Consider the following 24,213-nt stretch of genomic DNA (forward strand, 5'->3'; position numbering starts at 1 on the left):
TCACCGTGGTTCCACCGCCGCCGGGACGGGGAACGGCGTGTCCTTGATCTGGTGGCCGCCCAGCTCGCCCTCCACCAGCAGCACCTTCGCGGCGGCGGGTCGGGCGGGCGGCCGGAGCACCTCGGCGACCGGCCGGTACGGGTCGGCGGTGATCGCCGCGAGCGTCGCCACGAGGTCGTCGAGCACCCGGCCGGCGGCCTCGTCGGTCAGCAGGTCCCGGTGGTACGACAGGATCAGTCCCAGCTCCACCCCCGGCATCACGTCGAGCCGGAACGGCTCGGCCAGCCGGCTGAAGAACGTCGGGACCCGCTCGGTGGAGCCGAACAGGGTGGGGTCGAGGTTCTGGAAGACCAGGTACGCGTCGAACATCGGCTCGTCCGCCGGCCAGCCGGCCCACTCCGCCACCCGCTCCGGCGCCACGTACTGGTGGTGGGCGGCGTCGGCGCCGACGGTCATCACGTGCGACAGCAGGTCGACGACGGGCCGGTCCGGCGCGGGCAGCCGCACCCGCATCGGCAGCACGTTCATCGTCGGCCCGGTCAGGTCCTCGACGCCCGGCAGGTCCGCGGGGCGGCCGTTGAAGAAGACCCCCAGGGTGGCCTCGTCGCGGCCGGCGTACCGGGCGAGCAACGCCGCCCAGGCGGCCTGGACCAGCGTGTTCGGGGGCATCCGCAGCCGCTGCGCGGTGTCCCGCAGCGCCTCGGTGACGCGCGCGTCCACCTGCATGTGCTGCCGGGCGTAGCCGTGCCGGTCCCCGGCCCGGTTGTCGGGGGCGGACGCGGCCAGCAGGGTGGGCGACCACCCGCCGGCGAACATGTCCCGCCAGAACGCCGGCGTGTCGGCCGGTACGCCGCGCCGGCGCAGCCAGTCGACGTAGCGGCTGAACGGCACGTCCGTGCCGGCCTGCGGGGTCTCGCCGGCGAGCAGGCGGTGGTATTCACCGATGACGTCGCTGAGGAAGACGCTGAGGCTCCAGCCCTCCATCCGCAGGTAGCTGAAGCTGAACACGGTCCGGTAGGCGTCCTCGTCGACCTTGGCCAGGAACAGCCGGATGCCGGCGGGATCGTCGGGGGCGCAGCCCACCGCCTGGTCCTCGCGGAGGAACCGGGCCAGCGCCGCGTCCTGCTCGGTGGCGGTGAGCCCGGTCCAGTCCTCGTACCGGGAGGGCAGCTCGACGTCGCGCCGCACCACCTGGAGCGGCTCGTCCAGGTCGGCCCAGACGAACATGGTCCGCAGCAGGGCGTACCGGCGGGCCAGCCCGGCCCAGCAGCGGCGCAGCAGGTCCACGTCGATGGGGCCGCGCAGGGTGTCGACGCGTTGCACCAGGAACTCGCCGGGACGCGGGTCGGCGACGAGCCGGCGCAGCATGTGCGCCTGGTACGGGGCCAGCGGGAAGACCTCCGCCACGTCGGCGTCGGCCAGCAGCCGCTCCCGGTGGGCCCGGTCGCGGTCCGACAGCCCCCAGTCGCCCGGCGACTCCGGAGCGGGCCCGTCGACGGTGCCGCCCTCGGCGAGCCGGGCGTCGGCGACCGCCGCGAGTTCCGCCACCGTCGGGTGCGCGAACAGGTCGCGGGGCACCAGCGGCAGGCCGGCCCCGTTGGCCCGGGCCATCACCCGGATGCCCCGGATCGAGTCGCCGCCCAGCTCGAAGTAGTTGGCGGTGGCGCTCACCCGTTCCAGTCCGAGGACGGACGCCCAGATGTCGGCGACGAGCTGTTCGGTGCCGTCGGCCGGCGGGACGTGCGCTCCCCGGTCCCGGGCCGCCACCGGCGGCGGCGCCGGCAGGTCCGACCAGTCCACCTTGCCGTTGAGGCTCAGCGGGATGCCGGGCACCGGGACGAACACCGCCGGCACGGCGTAGCGCGGGATCCGCTCCTTCAGGTGCGCCCGCCAGCGCGGGCCGAGTTCGCCCATCAGCCGGGCCTGGCGGGGCCAGTTCGCGAGCGCGCCGCCGCGCGCCGGGGGCGCCGGCGGCCACGACGGGCGCACGTCGGCGCGGTGGAACAGGGCGTCGATCCGGGTCGGGTCGGCGGCCGACGGGGCGACGACGACGCCCACGTCCAGCTCGTCGGCGAGCCGGTACAGCTCGTCGGGGTCGACGCCGGGCGGCTCCCGGTCGACCCGGGCACGCAGCTCGCCCACCGTCCGGCAGGCGCCGTCGCCGGCCCGCAGGACGGCGATCTCGCGGAGGCGGCCGTTGGGTATCCCGGTCACGGCGACCACCGGCTCCTCCCGGAGGCGGTCGCGCAGCCGGCCGGCCAGGTCACCCTCCCAGCCGAGGGGGTCGGCGGCCGGCTCCGGTGCGGCCGGGCCATCCGCCGCCGGGTCGGCGGCGACGCGGACGACCACGTCGTAGCGGAACCGGCTCAGCTCGTTGTCGTAGCCGCCGCGCTTGAGCCGCACCTCGACGGCGGCGACGCCGGGCATGTCGCCGAGGGAGGTGAACAGCGCCGGGTCCAGCGCCAACTCCTCCTCCTGCCACGTCCGGGCGGCCGCCCGGGCGAGCACCACCGCCGGGTCGGCGTCCGGGTCCGCCCGGTGCAGTTCCACCGAGCGGTGGAAGTCGGCCAGCAGGGGCAGGCTGCGCACGTCGCCGACGACGATCCGGCCGCCCGGGGCGACCAGCCGGCGTGCCTCCGCCAGCACCTGCCGCAGGTAGTCGGCGTCCGGGAAGTACTGCACGACCGAGTTCAGCAGCACGGTGTCGAAGGACCCGGCGGGCAGGTCCGCCAGCTCGTGCGCGGCCCGTTCGTCGAGGGTCACGTTCGCCAGGCCGCGGGCCCGGACCTCGGCGCGGACCTGGCCGAGCGCGAACCGGGAGATGTCGGTGCCGTGGTACGACGCGGCGTGCGGCGCGATGCGCAGCAGGAGCAGGCCGAGCCCGCAGCCCACCTCCAGGACCCGCCCGGGCGGCTCCGCCAGGGCCAGGGCGACGGTCTCGTCGACCCACCGCCGCATCTCGTCGGGCGGGATCGGGGCGCCGGTGTAGCTGCTGTTCCAGCTGGAGAAGTTGCTGTCCGCCGCGTCGGCGGTCTCCGGCTCGGTGTACGCCTCGTCGAAGACCCGCGCCCACTGGTGCACGGTGCCGTCGACGTCGCCGGTCGCCGGGGGCTCGTCCGGGGTCACCGGCGCGGCCGGCTCCGGCTGCTCCCCGGAGCGGGGCACCACGTACGCCACGAGCTGGCCCTCGCCGCCGGCGGCGTCGCGGTGCACGGTGACCACCGCGTCCCGGACGGTGGGGTGCTCCCGCAGGGCCGCCTCGATCTCGCCCAGTTCGAAGCGGATCCCCCCGAGCTTGACCTGGAGGTCCTCCCGCCCGAGGTAGGACAGGGTGCCCCCGGGCCGCCACCGGACGATGTCGCCGGTGCGGTACATCCGGGCGCCGGGGCGGTCGGTGAACGGGTCGGGGACGAACCGCTCGGCGGTCAGCGCGGGCCGACCCTGGTAGCCGCGGGCCACCTGGATGCCGCCGATGCACAGCTCGCCGGGCACGCCGACCGGCACCGGCCGGCCGGCCGGGTCCAGTACGTAGACGCTGGTGTTGTCGACGGGGGCGCCGATCGACACGTCGGTGGCGTCCTCCCCCGGCGGGCACCGGTAGGCGGTGACGTCCACGGCGGCCTCGGTCGGGCCGTACAGGTTGTCGAGCCGGGCGGGCAGCCGCTCCTGGAGGCGGCGGACCAGGTCGCGGGGCAGCGCCTCGCCGCTGCACACCACCCGGCGCAGCCCGGTGCAGGTGGCCGAGCGTGGCTCGTCCAGGAAGAGCCGGAGCATCGACGGTACGAAGTGGACGGTGGTGATCCGCTGCTCGTTGATCAGGTCGACCAGGTAGCCGGGGTCGCGGTGCCCGTCGGGGCGGGCCATGGTGACGGTCGCGCCGACCAGCAGCGGCCAGAAGAACTCCCACACCGAGACGTCGAAGCTGGCGGGGGTCTTCTGCAGCACCGCCTCGCCGGCGGTCAGCTCGAAGCGGCGCTGCATCCAGCGCAGCCGGTTCACCACGGCGCGGTGGCTGTTCATCACCCCCTTCGGCATCCCGGTGGAGCCGGAGGTGTAGATGACGTACGTCAGGTCGTCCTCGGTGGCCCCGCTGGGCGGGGCCTGCTCGGGCTCCTCGGCGCAGTCGTCGCGGTGCAGGTCGATCGCCGGCGGCGCGTCGGCGGGCAGCACGTCCCGCCCGCCGTCGCCGGTCAGCACGATCTCCGCGCCGCAGTCGGCGAGCAGGTACGCCAGCCGCGCGGGCGGGTGCTCCGGGTCCAGCGGCACGTAGCAGCCGCCGGCCTTGAGCACGCCCAGCAGCGCCACCAGGAGTTCCGGCGAGCGGTCGAGGCAGACCGCGACCCGGCTGTCCGGTCCCACCCCGTGCCGGCGCAGCCGGTGGGCCAGCCGGTTGCTGCGGCGGTCCAACTCGGCGTAGGTCAGCGACCGGTCGTCGAGCCGGACGGCGACGTGCCCGGGGGTGCGCCGGACCTGCTCGGCGATCAGCTCGTGCAGGACGCGCGGCGCGGGTTCCGGGGCGGCGGTGTCGTTCCACGCCCGCAGGACGCGGTCGCGTTCCTCGTCGTCGGTCAGCTCCAGCCGGGACAGCGGGGCGTCGGGGTCGGCGCAGACCTGGTCGAGCAGGCGCAGCAGGCTGGCCAGGATCCGCTCGACGGTGTCCCGGTCGAACAGGTCGGTGGCGTACTCCAGCCCGCCGGGAAGCGTGTCCCCGGCGTCCGCCAGGGACAGCCACAGGTCGAACTTCGCCGACCCGGTGTCCCCCTCGACCAGCCCGACGAGCTGGGTGTCGGCGGTCAGGTCGACGCGCGGCGGCGGGGTGTTGTTCAGCGCGAGCATCACCTGGAACACCGGGTTGTGGCTGGTGCTGCGCTCGGGTTGCAGCTCGTCGACCAGCTTCTCGAACGGCAGGTCCTGGTGGACGAAGTCGGCCGACACGTCGGCGCCGACCCGGGTCAGCAACTGCCGGAAGGTCGGGTCGCCGGTCACCGTGGTCCGCAGCGCCAGGGTGTTGGCGAAGAAGCCGAACAGGTCCTCCAGCTCGGGGCGGTTGCGGTTGGCCACCGGCGTGCCGACGACCACGTCGGGCTGCCCGGACCAGCGGGAGAGCACCACCGTGAAGGCGGCGAGCAGCACCATGAACAGCGTGCTGTCGGTGCCGGCGCAGAGGGCGCGCAGCCGCCCGGTGAGCCGCTCGTCGACGGTGAACCGGAGGGTGTCGCCGCGGAAGCTCTGCACGGTGGGCCGGGGCCGGTCGGTGGGCAGTTCCAGCAGCGCCGGGATCCCGGCGAGGCGGTCCCGCCAGTAGCGCACCTGCCGGGCCAGCGTCGGCCCGGACATCTGGGCCCGCTGCCAGACCGCGTAGTCGGCGTACTGGAGCTTCAGCTCGGGCAGGCGGGGCGTGCCGCCGGTGACCAGCGCGGAGTAGCACTCGGCCAGCTCCCGGGAGAACACCCGACCCGACCAGCCGTCGGCGATCAGGTGGCTCCAGTTGACCAGGAAGACGTGCCGGTCCGGGGCGAGCCGGAACAGCCCGAACCGGACCAGCGGCCCGACCGCCAGCACGAAGGTCCGCCGGGCCTCCTCCTGGAGGGCCTGGCGTACGCGCTCGTCGCGCTCGGCCTCGCTCAGCCCGGTCAGGTCGGTCACCGGCAGGTCGACGGCCGTGGGCGGCGAGACCACCTGCACCGGCTCGCCGTCGGCCTCCCGGATGGTGGTGCGCAGCGCCTCGTGCCGGTCGACGATGCGCTGCACGCTGTCCCGCAGCGCCGCCACGTCCAGCGGCCCGCGCAGCTCGACCGCCATCGGCGTGTTGTACGCCGGGCTGTCCGGCACCATCCGTTCGAGGAACCAGAGGCGCTGCTGGGAGAAGGAGAGCGGGGCGGGGCCGCCGTCGCCCCGGCGGGGGATCTCGTCGCGGGTGCCGCGCCGCCCCTTGGACCAGGCCGACAGCAGCGCCTGCTTGGCCGGGGACAACGCCTGGGCGGGGCGCGCCCCGCGCTGCTCGTCGACGCTCATCGCGCGGCCCCGTCCGGCCCGGCGCTGTCGGCTGCGGAGGACGGGGTTCCGTCCGACCCGGGTGCGGGCTCCGTGTCCTGGAGGGCGCGGATGATGGTGGCCTGGGCGGCGATGGTGTGCGCCTTGAACAGCTCCTCCAGCGGCAGGTCCACCGCGAAGCGTTCCCGCAGCCGGGTGACCAGGCGGGTGGTCAGCAGGGAGCTGCCGCCGAGGGCGAAGAAGTTGTCGTGCACGCCGACGGTCTCGAAGCCGAGCAGCTCGCGCCAGGCGGCGGCGATGGACTCCTCCAGGTCGTCGCGGGGCGCGACGTACTCGGTGATCAGGTGGGGGCGCTGGTGCAGGGTGCTGCCGAGGTCCACGTCGAGGCTGGTCGGGCCGGCGTCCACCGGCTCCGGCGCCCGGCGCAGGGCGACCGAGTCGTCCTGCACCGGCACGGGGCCGTCCTCCGGCACGTCGATCCAGTAGCGGCGGCGCTCGAACGGGTAGGTCGGCAGGGACACCCGGCGGCAGGACTGGCCGGCCGCGAAGGACTCCCAGTCGACGTCCACGCCGGACTCCCAGAGCCGGGCCAGGGTCGCCAGCAGGAACGCCTGGTCGGGCTGCGAGTCGCGGGGGTGGCGGACGGACGGCAGGACCGGCGGGGCCGCGCCGTCGCCGTTCGCCCCCACCAGCGCGCCGAGCACCGTGCCGGGGCCGACCTCGACCAGCATCCGGTCGGCGGAGCCGGCGAGCAGGGTCCGCACCCCGTCGGCGAAGCGGACGGTGCCGCGCAGGTGCCGCACCCAGTAGTCGGGGTCGGTGGCCTCGGCCGGGGTGATCCAGGTGCCGGTGACGTTGGAGACGTAGGACAGCGACGGCTCGCGCAGGGTGAGGCCGGCGACGTGGGCACGGAACTCGTCGAGCACCGGCTCCATGGCCACCGAGTGGCCAAGGGTCTGCACGTGCAGCCGGCGGAAGTCCACCCCGTCGGCGGCGAGCCGGCCGGCCAGCTCCTGCACCGGCTCCACCAGGCCGGAGACGGTGCACTGGCCGGGGGCGTTCACCGCGGCGATGGAGAGTTCCGGCCCCAGCCGGGCGGCGAGTTCCTCCTCGGGCAGCGAGACGGCGAGCATGGCGCCGCCGGGCAGCCGGTCGATGAGCTGGCCGCGCAGGGCCACGGTGTCGATGGCGTCGGCGAGGTCGAACACACCGGCCAGGCAGGCGGCCACGTACTCGCCGCTGCTGTGCCCGAGCATCGCCTCGGGGCGTACGCCCCACGACTGCCAGAGCATGGCCAGCGCGTACTCCACCGCGAACAGGGCGGTCAGCCGGCCCGCCGTGGTGTCGAGGATCTCCGCCGCGCGGCGGTCGCCGTCGGGGGCGAGCACCGCCTCGCGCAGGTCGTAGCCGAGCCGGGGGGCGGCCAGGTCGGCGCAGCGGTCCAGGTGCTCGGCGAAGACCGGCTCGGTGGCGTGCAGCTGGCGGCCCATGCCGACGTACTGGCTGCCGCCGCCGGGGAAGAGGAACACGAGGGCGGGTGGGAGGTCGCCGGCCCGGCCGGTCAGCAGCCGCTCGGGGTCCGCTCCGGTGAGGGCCGCCGCGGCCTGGGTGGCGTCGCGGCAGACCACCGCCCGCCGACGCTCGAAATGCCGACGACCCACCTGCAACGTGTACGCCACATCCGCCAACCCCACCCGGCCACCAGCCAGCACCCCACCGACCCGACGACCCACCTCCACCAACGCCGACGGCGTCCGCCCCGACACCACCACCACCTGCCAACCCCGCACCCCACCCGAAACCGAACCCACCGCAGGCGGCTGCTCCAACACCACATGCGCATTCGTCCCACCAACACCCAACGCCGACACCCCAGCCCGCCGCACCCCCACCACCGGCCACGACACCAACTCACCATTCACAAAAAACGGAGACGACTCCAACGCCAACTTCGGATTCGCCTCACGAAAATGCACCGTCGGCGGCACCACACCCTCCCGAACCGCCAACACCGCCTTCACAAAACCCGCCACCCCCGCCGCCGCATCCAAATGACCCACATTCGTCTTCACCGAACCCAACGCACAAAACCCCACCCCATCCGCATCCACCCGAAAAGCCCGCGTCAACCCCGCCACCTCAATCGGATCCCCCAACGGCGTCCCCGTCCCATGCGCCTCCACAAAACCCACCGACGACGCCGACACCCCCGCCACCGCCAACGCATCCGCCACCACCTGCGCCTGACCCACCGCAGACGGCGCCGTGAAACCCGCCTTACCACCACCGTCGTTGTTCACCGCCGAACCCCGCACCACCGCATGCACCACATCCCCCGCCGCCACCGCATCCACCAACCGCCGCAACACCACGACGGCCAGTCCACTGCCGTTGACGGTGCCGGCGGCGGCCCGGTCGAAGGCCCGGCAGTGCCCGTCCGGGGAGAGGGCCATGCCGTCCTGGTGGCGGTACCCCTCCGCCTCCTCGGCCCGGACGCCGACGCCGCCGGCCAGCGCCATGTCGCACTCGCCCGCCAGCAGCGCCTGGCACGCCTGGTGGATCGCGACCAGCGAGGTCGAGCACGCCGACTGGATCGTCATCGCGGGGCCGCGGAGGTCGAACTTGTACGCCACGCGGGTGGCCAGGAAGTCCTTCTCGTTCGCCATGAGCGCGCTCATGTCGGAGATCAGCGTCGGGTCCGCCGCCACCGCCCGGAGCAGATAGGAATTGACGGAGCTGCCCGCGTAGACGCCGATGCGGCCCGGGAAACGCGCCGGGTCGTACGCCGCGTCCTCCAACGCCTCCCACGCACACTCCAGGAACAACCGGTGCTGCGGATCCGTCATCTCCGCCTCGTGCGCGTTGAAGCCGAAGAACTCCGCGTCGAACAACTCCACGCCGTCCAACCGCGCCTTCGCCGGCACATAGGACGGATGCGAATACACCGACTCCGGCACCCCCGCCGCCGCCAACTCCTCCGGCGAGAAGAACGTCACCGACTCCACCCCGGCACACACGTTCCGCCAGAACTCCGCGACGCTCGGCGCCCCCGGGAAACGACCCGCCATCCCGACCACCGCCAGGGCGTTGTCGAACTGGTCGTCGAGGTGCGTAGGCAACTCGCTCATCGGTCCGTCCCTTCCGCGAGGCGGCGCTGTTCGTGCGCCTGTCGACGACGTGCCAGGGCGCCACCGCGCACCGCCGCCCGGCGGAGCTGCGCGCGGCTGGCCGGTGACCCCGGGTCCTGCCCCCCGGCGGCCGGTTCCGGTGTGGCGCGGATCCGGTCCAGGTGGGCCGCGAGCGCGGCCACGGTCGGGAACTGGAACAGGTCGACCACGTTCAGTTCGACGCCGAGCCGCTCGGCGAGCTGCTGGCGGGCGCGCAGGGCGAGGAACGAGTGGCCCCCGAGGTCGAAGAAGTTGTCGGTGCGGCCCAACGGCGGGACGTCGAGCACGAGGGCCCACACCTCCGCGACCGCGCGCTCGGTGGCGCCGATCGGCGGCTCCGCCGTGGCTTCCTGCCGCAGCGGCCGGCCGTCCCGCCAGGACAGCCGGTCCCGGTCGAGCTTGCCGTTGGTGGTCACGGGCAGGGCGTCCACCGCGGCGAGGACCGCCGGCACCATGTAGCCCGGCAGGTGCCGCCGGGCCACGGCCCGCACCTCCTCGTACGTCGGCGCCGGCCCGTCCTCGAGGACGAGCAGGGCGGCGAGGTCCCGGCGGTCCGGGTGGTCGCCGCGGACCACGACGGCGGCCTCCCGGACGGCGGGGTGGGTCACCAGCACCGCCTCGATCTCGCTCGGCTCGACCCGGAAGCCGCGTACCTTGAGCTGGCTGTCGAGCCGCCCGAGGAAGTCCAGCCGACCGTCGGGCAGCCAGCGGACGAGGTCGCCGGTGCGGTACATCCGGGCGCCGGGCGTGGCCCCGAAGGGGTCCGGGACGAAGCGTTCCGCGGTGCGGCGGGGGTCCCGCAGGTAGCCCCGGACCACCTGGAGCCCGCCGAGGCACAGTTCCCCGGGCACGCCGACCGGCACCGGTCGCCCGGCCCCGTCCAGCACGTAGGTGGCGACGTTGGCGATGGCGCGGCCGATCGGCGGCGCGTGCACCACCGGCCCGTCCTGCGGGGGCACCGGGTCGGCCGTGGCCACCACGGTGTTCTCCGTCGGGCCGTAATGGTTGACCAGCCGGGCGCGCAGCGCGGGCGGGGGCGTACGGGTCAGCGCGTCGCCCCCGGTGAGCAGCAGCCGCAGCGCCGAGCCGGTCACGGCCTCCTCCGCGAGCACCGCCTCGGCGACCGTGGTGGGCAGGAAGGTCACGGTGATCGCCTCGTCGACCAGCCAGCGCGCCAGCCGGTCCGGTGCGACCCGGACCGGCTCGGGCGGCACGTGCAGCGCCGCGCCACCGGCCAGCGCCGCCCACAGTTCCCAGGTGCAGGCGTCGAAGCCGGGGCTGGCGACGAGGGTGGCCCGGTCCTGCGGCCCGACCCGGTAGGCGTCGAGGTGCCAGTGCACCAGGTTGGCCAGGCCGCCGTGGGTGACCTCGACGCCCTTGGGGCGCCCGCTGGAGCCGGAGGTGTAGATGACGTACGCGATCTCCCGTGGGTCCGGCTCCGCGGGCGCGGCCACCCCGCCGGCCCCGGCGGCGGCCTCGCCAGCAGCGTCGGCGGAGACAGCGGTGGCGGCGGCGACGTCGAGCACCGCCGTCCGCGCCGCCGCGAACCTGCCGATCAGGTCCTCGCTGGTCAGCACCGCGCAGGCCAGGCTGTCGGCCAGCGTGAAGGCGAGCCGGTCCGGCGGGTAGCCGGGGTCGAGCGGCACGTACGCCGCGCCCGCCTTGAGCACGGCGAGGAACGCGGTCACCAGCTCCGCTCCCCGGTCCAGGCAGACGGCCACCGGCCGGCCGGGCCCCGCGCCGACGGCCCGCAGCCGGGCGGCGAGGGCGTCGGCGCGGCGGTCCAGCTCCCCGTACGTCAGCGTCCTGCCGTCGGCCCGCACGGCGGGGGCGTCCGGCGCCGTCCGGGCCCACCGCGCGACCAGGTGGTGCACCGGCCCGGTCGGGTATTCGCGGACCTGCCCGCTCCAGCGGCGCACGATCCGGTCCTCCTCCGCCGGGTCCAGCAGCGCCGCCGCCGACAGCCGCCGGTCCGGGCGCGCGCAGAGCGAGCCGAGGATCGCCCGGTACTGCGCCATCAGTTGCGCGATGCGGTCGTCGTCGAACAGCTCGGAGCTGAACTCGAACTCGCAGTCGATGTGCGTGTCGCCCTCGAAGGCCATCACGGAGAGGTCGAACTTGGAGACCTCGCCGACCATGTCGAGCAGCTCCACCGTCAGCGGACCGACGTGCAGGCGCTCGAACGGGGGGAGGTTCTTCATCGCGAAGACGATCTGGAACAGCGGGTGGCGGGCCGGGTCCCGGACGGGGCGCAGCCGCTCCACGAGCAGCTCGAACGGGGCCTCGTGGTGCGTCTGGGCGTCCAGCACGACGTCGCGCACCCGGGCCACCAGCTCGGCGAAGGTGGGGTCGCCGGAGGCGTCGGTGCGCAGCACGACGGTGTTCACCAGCAGGCTGACCAGCGGCTCCAACTCCACCCGGTCCCGGCCGGCGATTGGCGTGCCGAGCACGACGTCCGACTGCCCGGTCTGCCGGTGCAGCAGCGCGACGAATCCGGCCAGAAGCACCATGTACGGCGAGGCGGCGTGCCGGCGGGCGGCGGCGCGGACCAGGTCGGTCAGCTCGGCGTCGAAGCGTACGTTCCGCCGGCCGCCCCGCCAGCCCAGCACGGCGGGGCGTACCCGGTCGGGCGCCAGTTCCGTCGCCGAGGCGCCGGCGAGCCGCCGCTCCCACCAGGCCAGCTGGTCGTCGAGCTCACCGGCGCCGACGCGGTGGTGCTGCCAGCGGGCGTGCCCGGCCGGGTCGACGGGCGGCCGGGCGGGCTCGGTGCCGTGCCCGGTCCCCGCCGCGTAGTAGCGGACCAGGTCGTTGACCAGGACGCTGAGCGACCAGCCGTCGACGACGATGTGGTGCAGGTCGAGGAAGAGCCGGTGGTCGTCCTCGCCGAGCCGGAACAGCCGGGTCCGCAGGAGCGGCCCGCGCCGCAGGTCGAACGGGGGCTGCCGCTCGGCGGCGACCGCCTCGCGCACGCGCTCCTCCCGCTGCGCGGCCGGCAGGTCGGTCAGGTCGGTCACGTCGAGCCGGACGGCGGGCACGTCGACCGTCCGCTGCACCGGTTCGCCGTCGACGTCGTCGAACACCGTGCGCAGTGCGGGATGGTGCGCCACCAGCCGGTCCAGGGCGTCCCGCAGGGCGTCCACGGACAGCGGTCCGGTCAGTCGCAGCACCGCCGGCACGTGGTAGGCCGGGCTGTCCGGTTGGAACTGGTGCAGGAACCACAGGCGGCGCTGCGCGAAGGAGACCGGGGCCGGGGCGTCCGGGTCCGACGGGTTTCCGTCGGCCGCGAACAGCCGTGGGCCTTCGGTGGTCGCCGCGTCGTCGGGCAGGGGGTCGGCCGTCGTGTCGTTGGCGAGGAGTTCGGCCCCGGCCGCCAGCCGGCTGGCCAGCCGGGCCCGGACCGCGTCGGAAGGTGTTCGGCGCACGGTACCGCTTTCTGCTGGGACGGGCGGGACGGTCAGCTCACCGACGACGGCGCCGGGCCAGGCGGGTTCACCGCCTCGAACTGGCTCGCCCGGCGCAACCGGTCGAGCAGCTCCGGCTGGGCGGCGCTGCCGCCGGAGTGGCGCAGCTGGTCGGCCAGGACGCCGTTGAAGGCGCGGACGAAGTCCTTGACCTGCGCGCCGGACATCCCCTTGCGCTGGAGGTAGAAGGTGCTCCACTGCTCGAACCCGAACTGCGGCAGCCAGACGGAGCTGGTCACGTCGACGAAGAGGTCGTCGATGATCTGGGCGGCGGTGGACCAGTCCATCGTCTGGTGGCTCCAGTTGAACGCCTCGCCCTTGATGCCCAGCTCGTCCCGGCGCTGGTAGATCGGGGTGACCGGGTCGCAGTACCACAGCTGGGCCCGGAAGTAGTCCGGCCGGCCCTGGTCGAGCAGGTCCACGGTCTCGGCGACGGTCTCCTCCGTCTCGCCGGGGAAGCCGACGATCAGCGAGGCGTACGTCGAGATGCCGTGTTCGTTGAAGGCCCCGAGCGCGTCGATGTAGTCCGCCCGGCGGGCGGTCTTGTTCATCTGCTTGAGCAGCACGTCGCTGCCCGACTCGATGCCCAGGAAGACGCCCTCGCAGCCGGCTTCCTTCATCAGCTCGATGGTCGCGCGGTCGCCGTGGTCACTGCGGTAGAAGCAGTTCCACTTGAACCCGTAGTCCTTGTCGATCATCATCCGGAGGATGTCCCGGAACCGGTTCTTGGGGACGTTGAAGGTGTCGTCGATGAACGTCACGGTGTTGACCGACGGCAGCTTGCGGATGTTGTCCAGCTCCCGCTCGACGTGCGTCACGTCGAGGTAGGTGTACTTGCCGGCCCGCTGGGGGAAGCCGCAGAAGGCGCAGGAGAACGGGCAGGACTTCGCCGTCCGGGTGGTGACGAACTCGTTGAACGCGTCGGGGCCGAAGACCTGGTAGTCGACCAGTTCGTGCAGCGGGTTCGACTCGATCTCGGTGCGGGTGTGGACGAAGTCGCCGTCCGAGCGGTAGGCCAGGTTCGGCACGTCCCCGGGGTCGGTGCCGGACCGCAGCGCCAGCGCCAGCCGGGCCAGGGTCAGCTCGCCCTCCCGGCCGGTGACGTAGTAGTCGGCGCCGAGGTAGTCCATCATCGCGTCCAGGTCGGGGCGCTTGAGCGCGGCCACCTGGTTGGTGATGAACGGCCCGCCGACCACGATGGACACCTTCGGGTTGTGTCGGCGGACGAACTCGACGATCTCGATGATCGGCTGCGGCGAGACGTACAGGGTCGTGGTGATCGCCACGAGGCGGACGTCGCCGTCCAACTTCTCCCGCAACTGCTCCCGCTCGTGCTGGAACAGGTTGACGAAGTCGACGCTCAGCCCCCGGCGGGCCAGGAAGCTGCCCAGCACGGTGACCACCGGCCAGAGGAAGTCCGCGTTGTGGAAGTACGGCTTCGGCGCGCCCGGCGGGCTCTCGCGCAGGTGACTCAGCGCGTCCAGCGCGCGCAGCGGTCGCCCGTCGAGGTCGATGTACGCCAGGCGCAGGTCGCGGAAGGCGCCGGAGTCGGCCCCCATGAGGCGCACGTCGCTGACGTAGCTGGCGAAGTCGACGTCGTTGAAACCGACGATCAGGCAGTCTGTCATGTGCCGCTCCGTTCCGGACAAAGAGACCGGGGACCTCGTCGCCCGCTGCCGGGCCCGTCGAGTTGCACCGGGGCGCTACCGGGAATCGGCCGCCAGGTCGGCGGCGATGGCCCGCACCACCCCGGCGGGGTCGGTGATGTGGAAGAAGTGGTCGCCGCGCACGCTGTGGCCGCGGTACCCGCGGGAGGTCATCCGCTGCCACCCGGCCATCGCCTCGGCCGTGGCGATCGGGTCCTCGGTGCCCGCGAAGCCGAGGATCGGCACGTCGACCGGGCCGTGCGCGGCGTCGGCGTAGCGGTCGATCCAGCCGAAGTCGGCCCGCAGCACCGGGACGAGCAGGGCGGCCAGCGCCGGGTGGTTCAGGATCTCGGCCGGGGTGCCGCCCATCCGGACGACCTCGCGCAGGAACTCCTCGTCGTCGAGGCCGAGCAGCCGGCGGGCGAGTTCCGGGAGGTCGTCCGGGGGGCGGGACCCGCCGACGACGAGCCGCCGGGGCAGCGGGGCGCCGCGGCGCTGGAGTTCCGCCACGACGGCGTGCCCGAGGAGGGCGCCGAAGCTGTGGCCGTACAGCGCGTACGGCCGGGTCTCGTCGGCCAGCACGTCGGCGACCTCGGCGACGTCGAAGACGGGCGACTCGTCGATCCGGCTCTCCCGGCCGGGCGGCTGCAGGGGGCGTACCGCGATGCCCGGCGCCGCGGCCGGGATCCAGGCCCGGTAGGCGGTCGCCCCCGCCCCCGAGTGCGGCAGGCAGTACAACGCCACCGGCGCCTCCGGGGTGTCCGGGAAGAGGAACCACCGTGGTCGTCGGTCCGCCGAGTAGTGGACAGTCACCATTGATCCTTCCGCGGAGACTCAGTTGACGACGGCGACCGCGCCGCCGTCGACGCGGTGGTTGGCCCCGTTGACGAAGCCCGCGAGGGGGCTGGCGAGGAAGACGACCAGCGCCGCCACGTCGTCGGGCGTGCCGAGCCGGCCGGTGGGGTTGTCGATCGACCTGGCGAGGACGCGTTGCTCGATGTCGGACCAGTCGGTGCCCCAGCCCTGGTCGGCGGCGAGACCGCGGACGTACGCCTCGACCCGGGGGGTGACGACGATGCCGGGACTGACGGTGTTGACGGTGATGCCGGTGCGGTCCAACGCCCGGGCCAGCCCTGTCGTGAGGTTGACCAGTCCCGCCTTGGTCGTCGAGTACGCCACCGAGCCGACCTGCGGCTGGGTGGCGGCGCCGCTGGCGATCTGGATCAGCCGGCCCCAGCCCCGGCGACGCATGCCGGGGACCAGCGCCTGGGCGAGACGGGCCGGCGCCACCACGTTGAGCTCGTGCAGGCGCCGCCAGTCCTCGTCCGTGGTGTCGTCCCACGGCCGATCCAGGCCGGTGGCGGCGCAGTTGACCAGGATGTCGACGCCGCCGAGGTAGCGCTCGGCCGCGACCGCCAGTCGGTGCGGGCCGTCGGCGTCGAGCAGGTCCGCCACGATCGGTTCCGCGGCGCCGCCCCGGGCCCGGATGCCCTGGGCCACGGACTCCGCGGCGGGCACGGAGCGCCCGTGCACGACGACCGTCACTCCCTCGTCGGCGAGCATCTCGGCGATCCGCGCTCCGATGCCGGACGACGATCCGGTGACGAGCGCCCGCCGACCGTCCAATCCAAGATCCACTGGTTCCCCCCGTGACATGGTTCGAACGCCGCACCCGGCACGGGGCGACCCTTACCCGGCCTGACGATCCGCCCGCGGCGGCCAGCTCAGCCGCGCCGGCGCCGCCCCGGCGAGCGGGCGCTCGACGCACCGCGGCAGGCGGTCGTCCGCCGCCCACGGTCGCGGTGCTCACACACCCGGTCGACAGGCCGGATCAGCACTTGGATGTCCCCGTTCCCCCGCGTTCTCCCTACCCCAGCGGTGTCGCCGCCACGGCGGGCACGACACCGGCGTCCCGACCTCCCGGTCGACCACCCGGGAGCACTCCGGCGCATTTCCGCCAACCCCGTCGGGACTCGGGAAGCACATCATGGAGCACGGACGGAGTCAATCCCCACCAATAAGTTCGGGGTCACCGACGTACGCATTAGCGCGGACGGATCCGGCAATTAACGATCCCTTGGCCGCCGCGCATTATCGCGGCTAGCTGCAGTTCCACGGGATCGAGTGACACTGATCACGGACTCAGCCCAGGACGCCCGCCGCGCGGCCTGCGGACCGCGGAAGTTCCACGCCCGAGCACCCTAGAAATGCATGCAAACCGGGCATCGTCTGCCAAAAACTGGCGGTTCGGGTGAGCATTCGATCACGGGTGGACACATACCAGCCGGTATGCAAGGATCGAGGAAACGCTTGCAAATCGAACGAGATCATTCGGAGGCAGGCAGGCACCAACCGATCTTGCTTGTGCCGACCTCCGAACCCCGACTCGGGGTTCGCGTCTTTATAACTGGCACCAGACCGTCAGCGCCGCCCGTGCGAAGCCACCGCGGCAGATCGCCGCAGCGCCACTGGCCACAGCCCATAAACGTCCGTCGCAACGCTATGCGCATTCACGGACGTCGCCGCCGACGTGCCCTTTTCGAGTACGACCGCGCGTCCGCCCGTCACGAGTGGGACCGGGCGCGGGACGGGGACGGGATGAGGAAAGGATCCGGGCATTCCATGGACATCGCGATCGTGGGCATGGCCTGCGCGTTTCCCGGTGCCTCCGACGCGGCCTCCTTCTGGGCCAACGTCGTCGCCGGCACCGACGCAGTGGTGGAGGTCGACCCCGGACGGTGGGACGCGGACCGCTACTACTCGGCGGACGATCCCCGCCCGGGAGAGAAGAGCCCGTCCCGTTGGGGCGGCTTCCTGGCACCCGTGCCGTTCGACCCGGTGGCCCACGGCGTACCGCCCGCCGCACTCGGGAGCATCGACCCCGCGCAACTGCTCGCCCTGGTCGTCGCCGAGCGGGCACTGGCCGACGCCGGTTACGCCGACCGCCCCTTCCCCCGGGCGCAGACCTCGGTGATCTTCGGGGCCGAGCCCGGCGCCGACCTCGCGACGGCGTACGGGATGCGGGCGCTGCTGCCGACGTACTTCGCCGAGCCGCCCGCCGCGCTCGACGCCCACCTGCCCCGCCTGACCGAGGACTCCTTCCCCGGCATCCTGGGCAACGTCATCGCGGGCCGCATCGCCAACCGGCTCGACCTGGGCGGGGTCAACTACACCGTCGACGCGGCCTGCGCCTCCTCGCTGGCGGCGGTCGACCTGGCCTGCAAGGAGCTGGCCGTCGGCACGAGCGACATGGTGCTGTGCGGCGCGGTGGACGTGCACAACGCGGTGCACGACTACCTGCTCTTCGGTTCGGTGCAGGCACTGTCGCCCACCGGGCGGTGCCGCACCTTCGACCAGTCCGCCGACGGCATCGTCATCAGCGAGGGCGTCGCCTGTCTCGTGCTCAAGCGGCTGGCCGACGCGGAACGCGACGGCGACCGGATCCACGCGGTGATCGCCGGCGTGGGCGGCGCCAGCGACGGCCGCGGCATGGGCCTCACCGCCCCCCGGGCGCAGGGCCAGCGGCACGCGGTCGAGCGGGCCCTGCGGGCGGCGGGCGTCGCGCCCGGGGAGATCGGCCTGGTCGAGGCGCACGGCACGGGCACCGTCGTCGGTGACCGCACCGAGCTGTCCGCCCTGTCCGAGGTGTTCGCCGCCGACGGGGCCGGGCCGGGCACCTGCTCGCTGGGCTCGGTCAAGTCGCTGATCGGGCACACCAAGTGCGCCGCCGGCATGGCGGGCCTGATCAAGGCCGTCCGGGCGGTACAGACCGGGGTCCGCCCGCCGACCGGGCACCTGACCCGGCCCAACTCCTACTGGGACGCCACGGCCAGCCCGTTCGCCTTCGACGGCGCGGCCCGACCCTGGCTCGCTCCCCCGGCCCGCCGCGCCGCCGGCGTCAGCGCCTTCGGCTTCGGCGGCACCAACTTCCACGCCGTGGTCCGGGCCCACCCCAGCACCGCCGACCCCGACCAGGCGTGGGAACGCTGGCCGGCCGAGCTCTTCCTGCTCCGCGCGGCCGACGAGCAGTCGACCGGGGAGGCGGCGCGGGCCCTGTCCGCCCTGGCCGCCGACGCGCCGCCCGGGGACGGGGCGCTGCACGCCCTCGCGCTGGAGTGGTTCGGCCGCACCCGCGACGACGGCCGGCCGGTCCGGGCCGCCGTCGTGGCCGGCAGCCTCGACGAGCTGCGGGAACGGTTGCGGCTGGCCGCCACGGGCACCGCCGACCCCGGGGCCGGGGTCTACCTGGCCGACCCCGGCCCGGCGGAACCGCCCGTCGTGGCACTGGTCTTCCCCGGGCAGGGCAGCCAACGCCCCGGCATGCTGGCCGACCTCTTCGCGGCCTTCCCCGCCATGCGAACCGACCTGTACGACGACCCGGCGCTGGCCGCGGTGATGTTCCCGCCCACCTCGTTCGACGAGGCGACGGCGACGGCCCGGGCGGCCACGCTCGCCGACACGCGCCACGCCCAACCCGCCCTCGGGGTCGCCGAGCTGGCCCTGCTGGAGCTGCTCGGCTCCCTCGGGGTCCGGCCCGACCTGCTCGGCGGGCACAGCTACGGCGAACTCGTCGCCCTGCACGCCGCCGGCGCCCTGTCCCGCCCGGACCTGTTGCGGCTGACCGCCGCCCGGGCCGCCGCGATGCACGCGGCCGGCGGGCGGGGCGGAGCCATGGCGGCCGTCGCCGCGAGCGCCGACGAGGTCGCCGCCGCCCTCGCCGGGGCCAGCCTCGACGACGCCGTGGTGATCGCCAACCACAACGCCCCGGAGCAGGTGGTGATCGCCGGCCCCGAGGCGGCGGTGGCGACCGCGGTGACCGGGCTGCGCGCCCAGGGCCGGTCCGCCACCACGCTCGGCGTCTCCTGCGCCTTCCACAGCCCGGCGATGGCCGACGCCACCGAGGAGTTCGCCGCCGTCCTCGCCGACTGCCCGGTGCAGCCGCCACAGCGGCCGGTCTGGGCGAACGCCTCCGGCCAGCGTTATCCGGACGCACCGGACGAGATCCGCCGGCTCCTCGCCGGGCAGCTCGCCGCCCCGGTGCGGTTCCTGACCCAGGTCGAGGACATGTACGCCGCCGGGGCCCGGGTCTTCGTCGAGGTGGGGCCCGGACGGGTGCTCAGCCGGATGATCGGCCGGATCCTCGGCGACCGGCCGCACCGGGCGGTCAGCTGCGACGTGCCGAACGAACCGGGGCTGCCCCGCCTGCTGCACGCCCTGGCGGAGCTGGCCGTCGCGGGGGTGCCGGTGGACCCGGCCCGCCTCTTCGCCGGCCCACGGGCCACCTCGGCCGCCGCCCCCGCAGCCACCGGGTGGACGGTCGACGGGCACCTGGTGCGGGGCCCGGACGGCAAGCCGGTGCCAAACGGCCTGCGCCCCGCCGACGAGGCGCCCCGGCTGGCGGCGGACAGCACCGGCAGCGGGGATCCGCGCGAGACGGCGGTGCTGGAGTTCCTGCGCAACAGCCGGGAGCTGGTCGACGCCCAGCGCGAGATCGTGCTCGGCTACCTGGACCGGGAGCCCCGGCCGCGACGGTCCGCACCGGACCCGACGCCGCTCGCCGCGGCGGCGTCCACCGAGCCCGCCCCCGCCGAGGTGGCCGACGCCGGCCCGACCACCGTCCTCGGCCTCGCCGTCGACCTGTTGAGCGAGCGGACGGGCTATCCCGCGCAGATGCTCGCCCCCACCATCGACCTGGAAGCCGACCTCGGCATCGACTCGATCAAGCGGACGGAGCTGGCCGAGACGCTGCTGCGCCGGTTGGCGGTGCCGCGACCGGAGACGCGCGTGTCGACTCTCGTCGGCGCCCGTACGATCGCCGACCTGGTGGCGCTGCTTCCCCCGCTCGACCCGGCGGCGACCGGCCCGGCCGCGACACCGGGCGACGTCCCGGGGCCGGCCGACACCCGGACGGCCGGCCGAACCACCCACGACCCGGAGACGGCCGGACGCTCCACACCGGACGCCGAGACCCCCACCGGGCCCGCCCCGGGCCGGACGCCGGACCGGTACGTCCCCGCCCTCCAGCCGCTGCCCGCGCCGTCCCGCGCCGCCGCCGACCTCTCCGGACGCGTCGCGGCGGTCGCCGGCGGCGCGCCCGAACTGGCGGACGCGCTGCGCCGCCGGTTGGCCCGTTCCGGGGTCTCCACGGCCGACGCCGCGACCCCGCCGAGTGAGCTCGACCTGGCGATCCTGCTGCCGGTGACGGACGCCGCCGGCGAGCCGGCCCTGCCGGCGGCCTACGACCGGCTCCGCGCGCTGCTCACCGCGGGGGTGCCGGACATCACCGTGGTCACCACGATGGGCGGTCACTTCGCGCCCCTCGACTCGGAGACCGCCCCGGCCGGGCAGCACGCCGCGCTGGCCGGGATCGGCTTCGCCGGGCTGGTCCGCACCGTGGCCCACGAGTATCCGGAGACCCGGGTCCGCCTGCTGGACGTGGACCCCCAGGGCGGCGCGGAGGCGGTCGCCGAGCGGATCGTCGACGAGGTGGCCGGTGGGACGACCCGGGGGGTGGTCGGCCTGCCCGACGGATCCCGGGTGACCCGCCGCTACGTCCGGCAGGACCTTCCCGCCGGGTCCGAGGCGCTGGACCTGGACTCCGACTCGGTGGTGCTGGTCACCGGCGGCGGGCGGGGCATCACCGCCCGGACGGCGGTGGCGCTCGCCGAGCGGTACGGCTGCCACCTGGAGATCGTCGGGCGTACCGCCCCGCCGGAGGCCGCGGAGGACGCCGCCACGGCCGGCCTGACGGACCCGGCCGAGCTGCGCCGCGCCCTCCTCGCGGCCGGCATCACCGGCACGCCGGCCGAGGTGGAGCGCCGGTTGCGGGCCCTGCTCGCCGGGCGCGAGCTGCGTGCCGTCCTCGACCGGCTCGAGGCGCACGCCGCGTCCGTGCGGTACCACCGGTTCGACATCCGCGACGACGCCCGCCTGGTCGCCACCGTCGACGAGGTCTACCGCCGGCACGGCCGGATCGACGTCGTCGTGCACGGCGCCGGGACGCTCGACGACCGGCTCATCCGGGACAAGGACCAGGCCGCCTTCACCGCCGTCTACGACGCCAAGGTGCGCAGCGCCCGGGTCCTGCTGGACGCGCTGAAGCCGGACCTGCGCCTGCTGCTCTTCTTCTCCAGCGTCTCCGGCGTGTTCGGCAACCGGGGGCAGGCCGACTACGCGGCCGCGAACGACGCGCTGGACACCCTGGCGCTGGCCGCCGCCGACCGCTTCACCGGCCGCACCCTCGCCGTGGCGTGGGGCCCGTGGGCCGCCGCCGGCGGCGGCATGGTCTCGGCCGAGCTGGAACGGGAGTACGCGCGCCGCGGCATCGCGGTCATCGACCCGGAGGCGGGCGTCGAGGCGCTGATGCGCGAGATCGCCGAGGGCCCGCGGGACACGCACCAGGTGCTGTACATGGCCGGCGACCCGGCCCCGTTCCGGCCCGCCGGGTTCGATGACTGAGCCGGCCCGGTCGCCGTACCCCCGCCGGTCGGGACCGGCCGTCCTGCGCCTGGCGGCGTCCTCCCCGGCGGAACTCGCGGACCGGCTCCGGGCCGTGGCCCGGGGCACGCGCCGCCCGGGGGAGCCGGACGACCCCGGCCTGCCGTGCCGGCTGGCCCTGCTGACCCCGACCCCGGACCGGCTCGCCCTCGCCCAGGAACTCGTGCTGCGGGAACGGTCGTGGGCCGGCCCGGCCGACCTCTGGTACACCACCGATCCGGTGCTGCGGCCGGGCCGCCCCGGCCGGGTGGCGTTCCTCTTTCCGGGTCTGTCCGCGCACGACCGGCCACCGCTCGACGACGTGGCCGGGGCGTTCGGCCTGCCCGGCTACCAGCCGGACCGCACCGGGACGGTGGGCGGCCGGACGTGGGACCTGCTGCACACCGGGCGCCTGCTGGACGGCGCGCTGCGGCGAATGGGCATCCGGCCCGATCTCGTCGCCGGCCACAGCGCCGGCGAGTGGAGCGCCCTGTTCTCCGCCGGCAGGTGGGCGGCGGAGGCGTTCGACGAGTTCGCCCGGCGGATGGGGCCGGACGCCTACCAACTGCCCGACGTGGCGTTCGCGGTGGTGGGCTGTCCGGTGGTCGAGGCGAGACGGCTCATCGACGGGGTGGCCGACGTGGTCATCTCCCACGACAACAGTCCCCGGCAGACGGTGCTCTGCGGCACCGACGCGGCGATCCACACCGCGTTCGCCCGGATCGCCGACCCCTCGGTGCCCCGGACGGTGCTGCCGTTCCGGTCCGGCTTCCACAGCCCGATGCTGGCGCCCTACCTCGACCCGGTGGCCGCCATCCTCCGGGCCGTCCCGCTGCGGGCCGCGACGGTGCCGGTCTGGTCGGCGACCACGGTGGACCGCTACCCGGACGACGAGCCGGCGCTGGGTCGGCTCCTGGTCCGGCACCTGGTCTCGCCGGTCCGCTTCCGGGAACTGGTGCAGCGCCTCCACGACGAGGGCACCCGGGTCTTCGTGCAGGTCGGCCACGGCAGCCTCGCCGCCTTCGTCCGCGACACGTTGCACGGCCAGCGGCACGTCGTCGTGAGCGCCTCGGAAGGGCGCCCCGACGGGCTGGCGGCGCTGGCCCGGCTCGCCGCGGCGCTGTGGGTGCAGGGCCTGCGACCGGACTTCGCCGCGCTGCCCGGCGCCGACGCCGCCGCCCACCCCACCGGCCCACCGGCACCGGGTACCGTCGACGATCCGGTGCTCGCGGCGTTCCAGGCCGTCCTCGACGAGGTCGCCCACGCCAGCCGCGAGGTGCTCGGCGGCTGGCAGCACCGGACCCGGGGTGACAGGGTGAGTCCATGACGGAACGAGAGCTTCCCGCGCTGACCCGCGCCGAGCAGGAGCTGGTGGACCGCTACCTGCGCATCGTCGACCTGGTCGCCCGTCTCAATCCGGCCCGGGACAGCGGCCACTTCGACGTGCGGGGATGCGTGCTGGCCGCGCAGGCGCTGATGGCGGAGGCCAAGGCGATCGGCGTGACGGCGGAGACCATGCTCGAACGCGGCGAGGACGAACTGCACGTCGCCACGCTGGCCAGGGCGATGCGCGCCCTGGACGGCGAACGGCGCATCGCCCGACTGCGGCTGCCCCCGAACTGAACGGCGCACAACCCAGGGAGGGCAGGTTGCACGGTAGTGGGCAGCGGCTGGCCGTGGTCACCGGCGCGGCCAGCGGGATCGGCGCAGCGCTGGCGCGGCGGCTGGTCGACGACGGGTGGCGCGTGGTCGGTTGGGACCGCCGCCCGTGCGACGCGGACGGCGTGACCGGGCGGCAGGTCGACGTACGCGACTACGGCCAGGTGGCCGCGGCGGCGGCCGAGGTCGAGCGGGCCGACCTGCTGGTCAACAGCGCCGGCATCGGCGGGCGCGGGTTCGCCAGCGAACTGGCGCCGGCGGCGTGGGAGCGGGTCATCGGGGTCAACCTGACCGGGACGTACTACTGCTGCCGGGCGATGTTCCCGGCGTTGCGGCGGGCCGGCGGGCTGGTCGTCAACATCGCCTCCGTGGCGGCACATCTGGCGATGGTGGAGGGGGCCGCGTACTGCTCCTCGAAGGCCGGCGTCGCCATGCTGACCGAGGTGCTCGGGGTGGAGTGGGCCGCGCAGAACATCCGGGTCATCGCGGTCAGCCCGGGCTACGTCCGGACGCCGCTGGTGATGGACGGCATCCACCGGAACCTCCTCGACGAGGAGACCATCGTGCGGGGCACCCCGCAGCGTCGGCTGGCGGAGCCGGCCGAGGTGGCGGAGCTGATCCGGGCACTGGCCGCGGACGAGCTGCGCTACCTGACCGCCACCACCGTGCGCTTCGACGGCGGGTGGACCGCGAGCGGGGGCTACCAGCCGCACCTCGCGGGGGACCTGCTGCCCGCGCTGGGCGACCCGCCGCCCACCCCGGACAGGGCCGGCGCGACCGCGCGGGACTGACCGGGACGGTCGACGCGAC

At 74.6% G+C, this 24,213-nt stretch carries 10 protein-coding genes; 4 read left to right on the forward strand and 6 right to left on the reverse strand.

Translation table 11 applies throughout. The annotated features are described in order from the left end of the window. The 6 genes from ABT006_RS04150 to ABT006_RS04175 all read right to left on the reverse strand — a co-directional run bounded on the left by ABT006_RS04150 (position 1) and on the right by ABT006_RS04175 (position 15,906). Positions 1-6,015 carry a non-ribosomal peptide synthetase gene (locus ABT006_RS04150; RefSeq protein WP_350702763.1) on the reverse strand — a complete coding sequence of 2,005 codons (6,015 nt, stop codon included), beginning with the start codon at positions 6,013-6,015 and terminating at the stop codon, positions 1-3. Next, positions 6,012-9,122 (reverse strand): type I polyketide synthase, encoded by a 3,111-nt coding sequence (locus tag ABT006_RS04155; protein WP_350702765.1) that lies wholly within the window; start codon positions 9,120-9,122, stop codon positions 6,012-6,014. Before ABT006_RS04155 ends, ABT006_RS04150 begins: the two co-directional genes overlap by 4 nt. Beyond that, positions 9,119-12,583 carry a non-ribosomal peptide synthetase gene (locus ABT006_RS04160; RefSeq protein ID WP_350702767.1) on the reverse strand — a complete coding sequence of 1,155 codons (3,465 nt, stop codon included), beginning with the start codon at positions 12,581-12,583 and terminating at the stop codon, positions 9,119-9,121. Before ABT006_RS04160 ends, ABT006_RS04155 begins: the two co-directional genes overlap by 4 nt. A gap of 32 nt (positions 12,584-12,615) precedes the next feature. Beyond that, positions 12,616-14,250: a PhpK family radical SAM P-methyltransferase gene (locus ABT006_RS04165; protein ID WP_350702769.1), complete on the reverse strand. Its 1,635-nt coding sequence runs from the start codon at positions 14,248-14,250 to the stop codon at positions 12,616-12,618. Between the two features lie 75 nt (positions 14,251-14,325). Next, positions 14,326-15,081 (reverse strand): thioesterase II family protein, encoded by a 756-nt coding sequence (locus tag ABT006_RS04170; RefSeq protein ID WP_350702770.1) that lies wholly within the window; start codon positions 15,079-15,081, stop codon positions 14,326-14,328. Between the two features lie 21 nt (positions 15,082-15,102). Further along, positions 15,103-15,906 (reverse strand): SDR family NAD(P)-dependent oxidoreductase, encoded by an 804-nt coding sequence (locus ABT006_RS04175; RefSeq protein ID WP_350702772.1) that lies wholly within the window; start codon positions 15,904-15,906, stop codon positions 15,103-15,105. A gap of 984 nt (positions 15,907-16,890) precedes the next feature. Between ABT006_RS04175 and ABT006_RS04180 the strand changes: the two genes are divergently transcribed. Genes ABT006_RS04180 through ABT006_RS04195 form a run of 4 tightly spaced genes read left to right on the forward strand, consistent with a single transcriptional unit; the run spans position 16,891 to position 24,194 of the window. Next, a complete protein-coding gene (locus tag ABT006_RS04180) occupies positions 16,891-21,726 on the forward strand; it encodes an SDR family NAD(P)-dependent oxidoreductase (protein ID WP_350702774.1) in 4,836 nt (1,611 codons plus the stop codon). Beyond that, positions 21,719-23,071: an acyltransferase domain-containing protein gene (locus tag ABT006_RS04185; RefSeq protein ID WP_350702776.1), complete on the forward strand. Its 1,353-nt coding sequence runs from the start codon at positions 21,719-21,721 to the stop codon at positions 23,069-23,071. Before ABT006_RS04180 ends, ABT006_RS04185 begins: the two co-directional genes overlap by 8 nt. Further along, complete coding sequence (locus tag ABT006_RS04190) at positions 23,068-23,367, forward strand: hypothetical protein (protein WP_350702778.1); 300 nt, start codon at positions 23,068-23,070, stop codon at positions 23,365-23,367. Before ABT006_RS04185 ends, ABT006_RS04190 begins: the two co-directional genes overlap by 4 nt. Before the next feature lie 26 nt (positions 23,368-23,393). After that, entirely contained in the window at positions 23,394-24,194 is an 801-nt protein-coding gene (locus tag ABT006_RS04195; protein WP_350702780.1) for an SDR family NAD(P)-dependent oxidoreductase, read from the forward strand. Positions 24,195-24,213 lie beyond the last annotated feature (19 nt).

The organism is Micromonospora sp. NPDC002717 (assembly GCF_040295705.1).
GTDB lineage: Bacteria > Actinomycetota > Actinomycetes > Mycobacteriales > Micromonosporaceae > Micromonospora.

Bases quoted from the DNA above. Each gene is read 5' to 3' on its own strand.
- ABT006_RS04190 (WP_350702778.1), top strand. From the start codon at position 23,068: ATGACGGAACGAGAGCTTCCCGCGCTGACCCGCGCCGAGCAGGAGCTG.
- ABT006_RS04155 (WP_350702765.1), bottom strand. From the start codon at position 9,122: ATGAGCGAGTTGCCTACGCACCTCGACGACCAGTTCGACAACGCCCTG.
- ABT006_RS04185 (WP_350702776.1), top strand. From the start codon at position 21,719: ATGACTGAGCCGGCCCGGTCGCCGTACCCCCGCCGGTCGGGACCGGCC.
- ABT006_RS04165 (WP_350702769.1), bottom strand. From the start codon at position 14,250: ATGACAGACTGCCTGATCGTCGGTTTCAACGACGTCGACTTCGCCAGC.
- ABT006_RS04180 (WP_350702774.1), top strand. From the start codon at position 16,891: ATGGACATCGCGATCGTGGGCATGGCCTGCGCGTTTCCCGGTGCCTCC.
- ABT006_RS04150 (WP_350702763.1), bottom strand. From the start codon at position 6,015: ATGAGCGTCGACGAGCAGCGCGGGGCGCGCCCCGCCCAGGCGTTGTCC.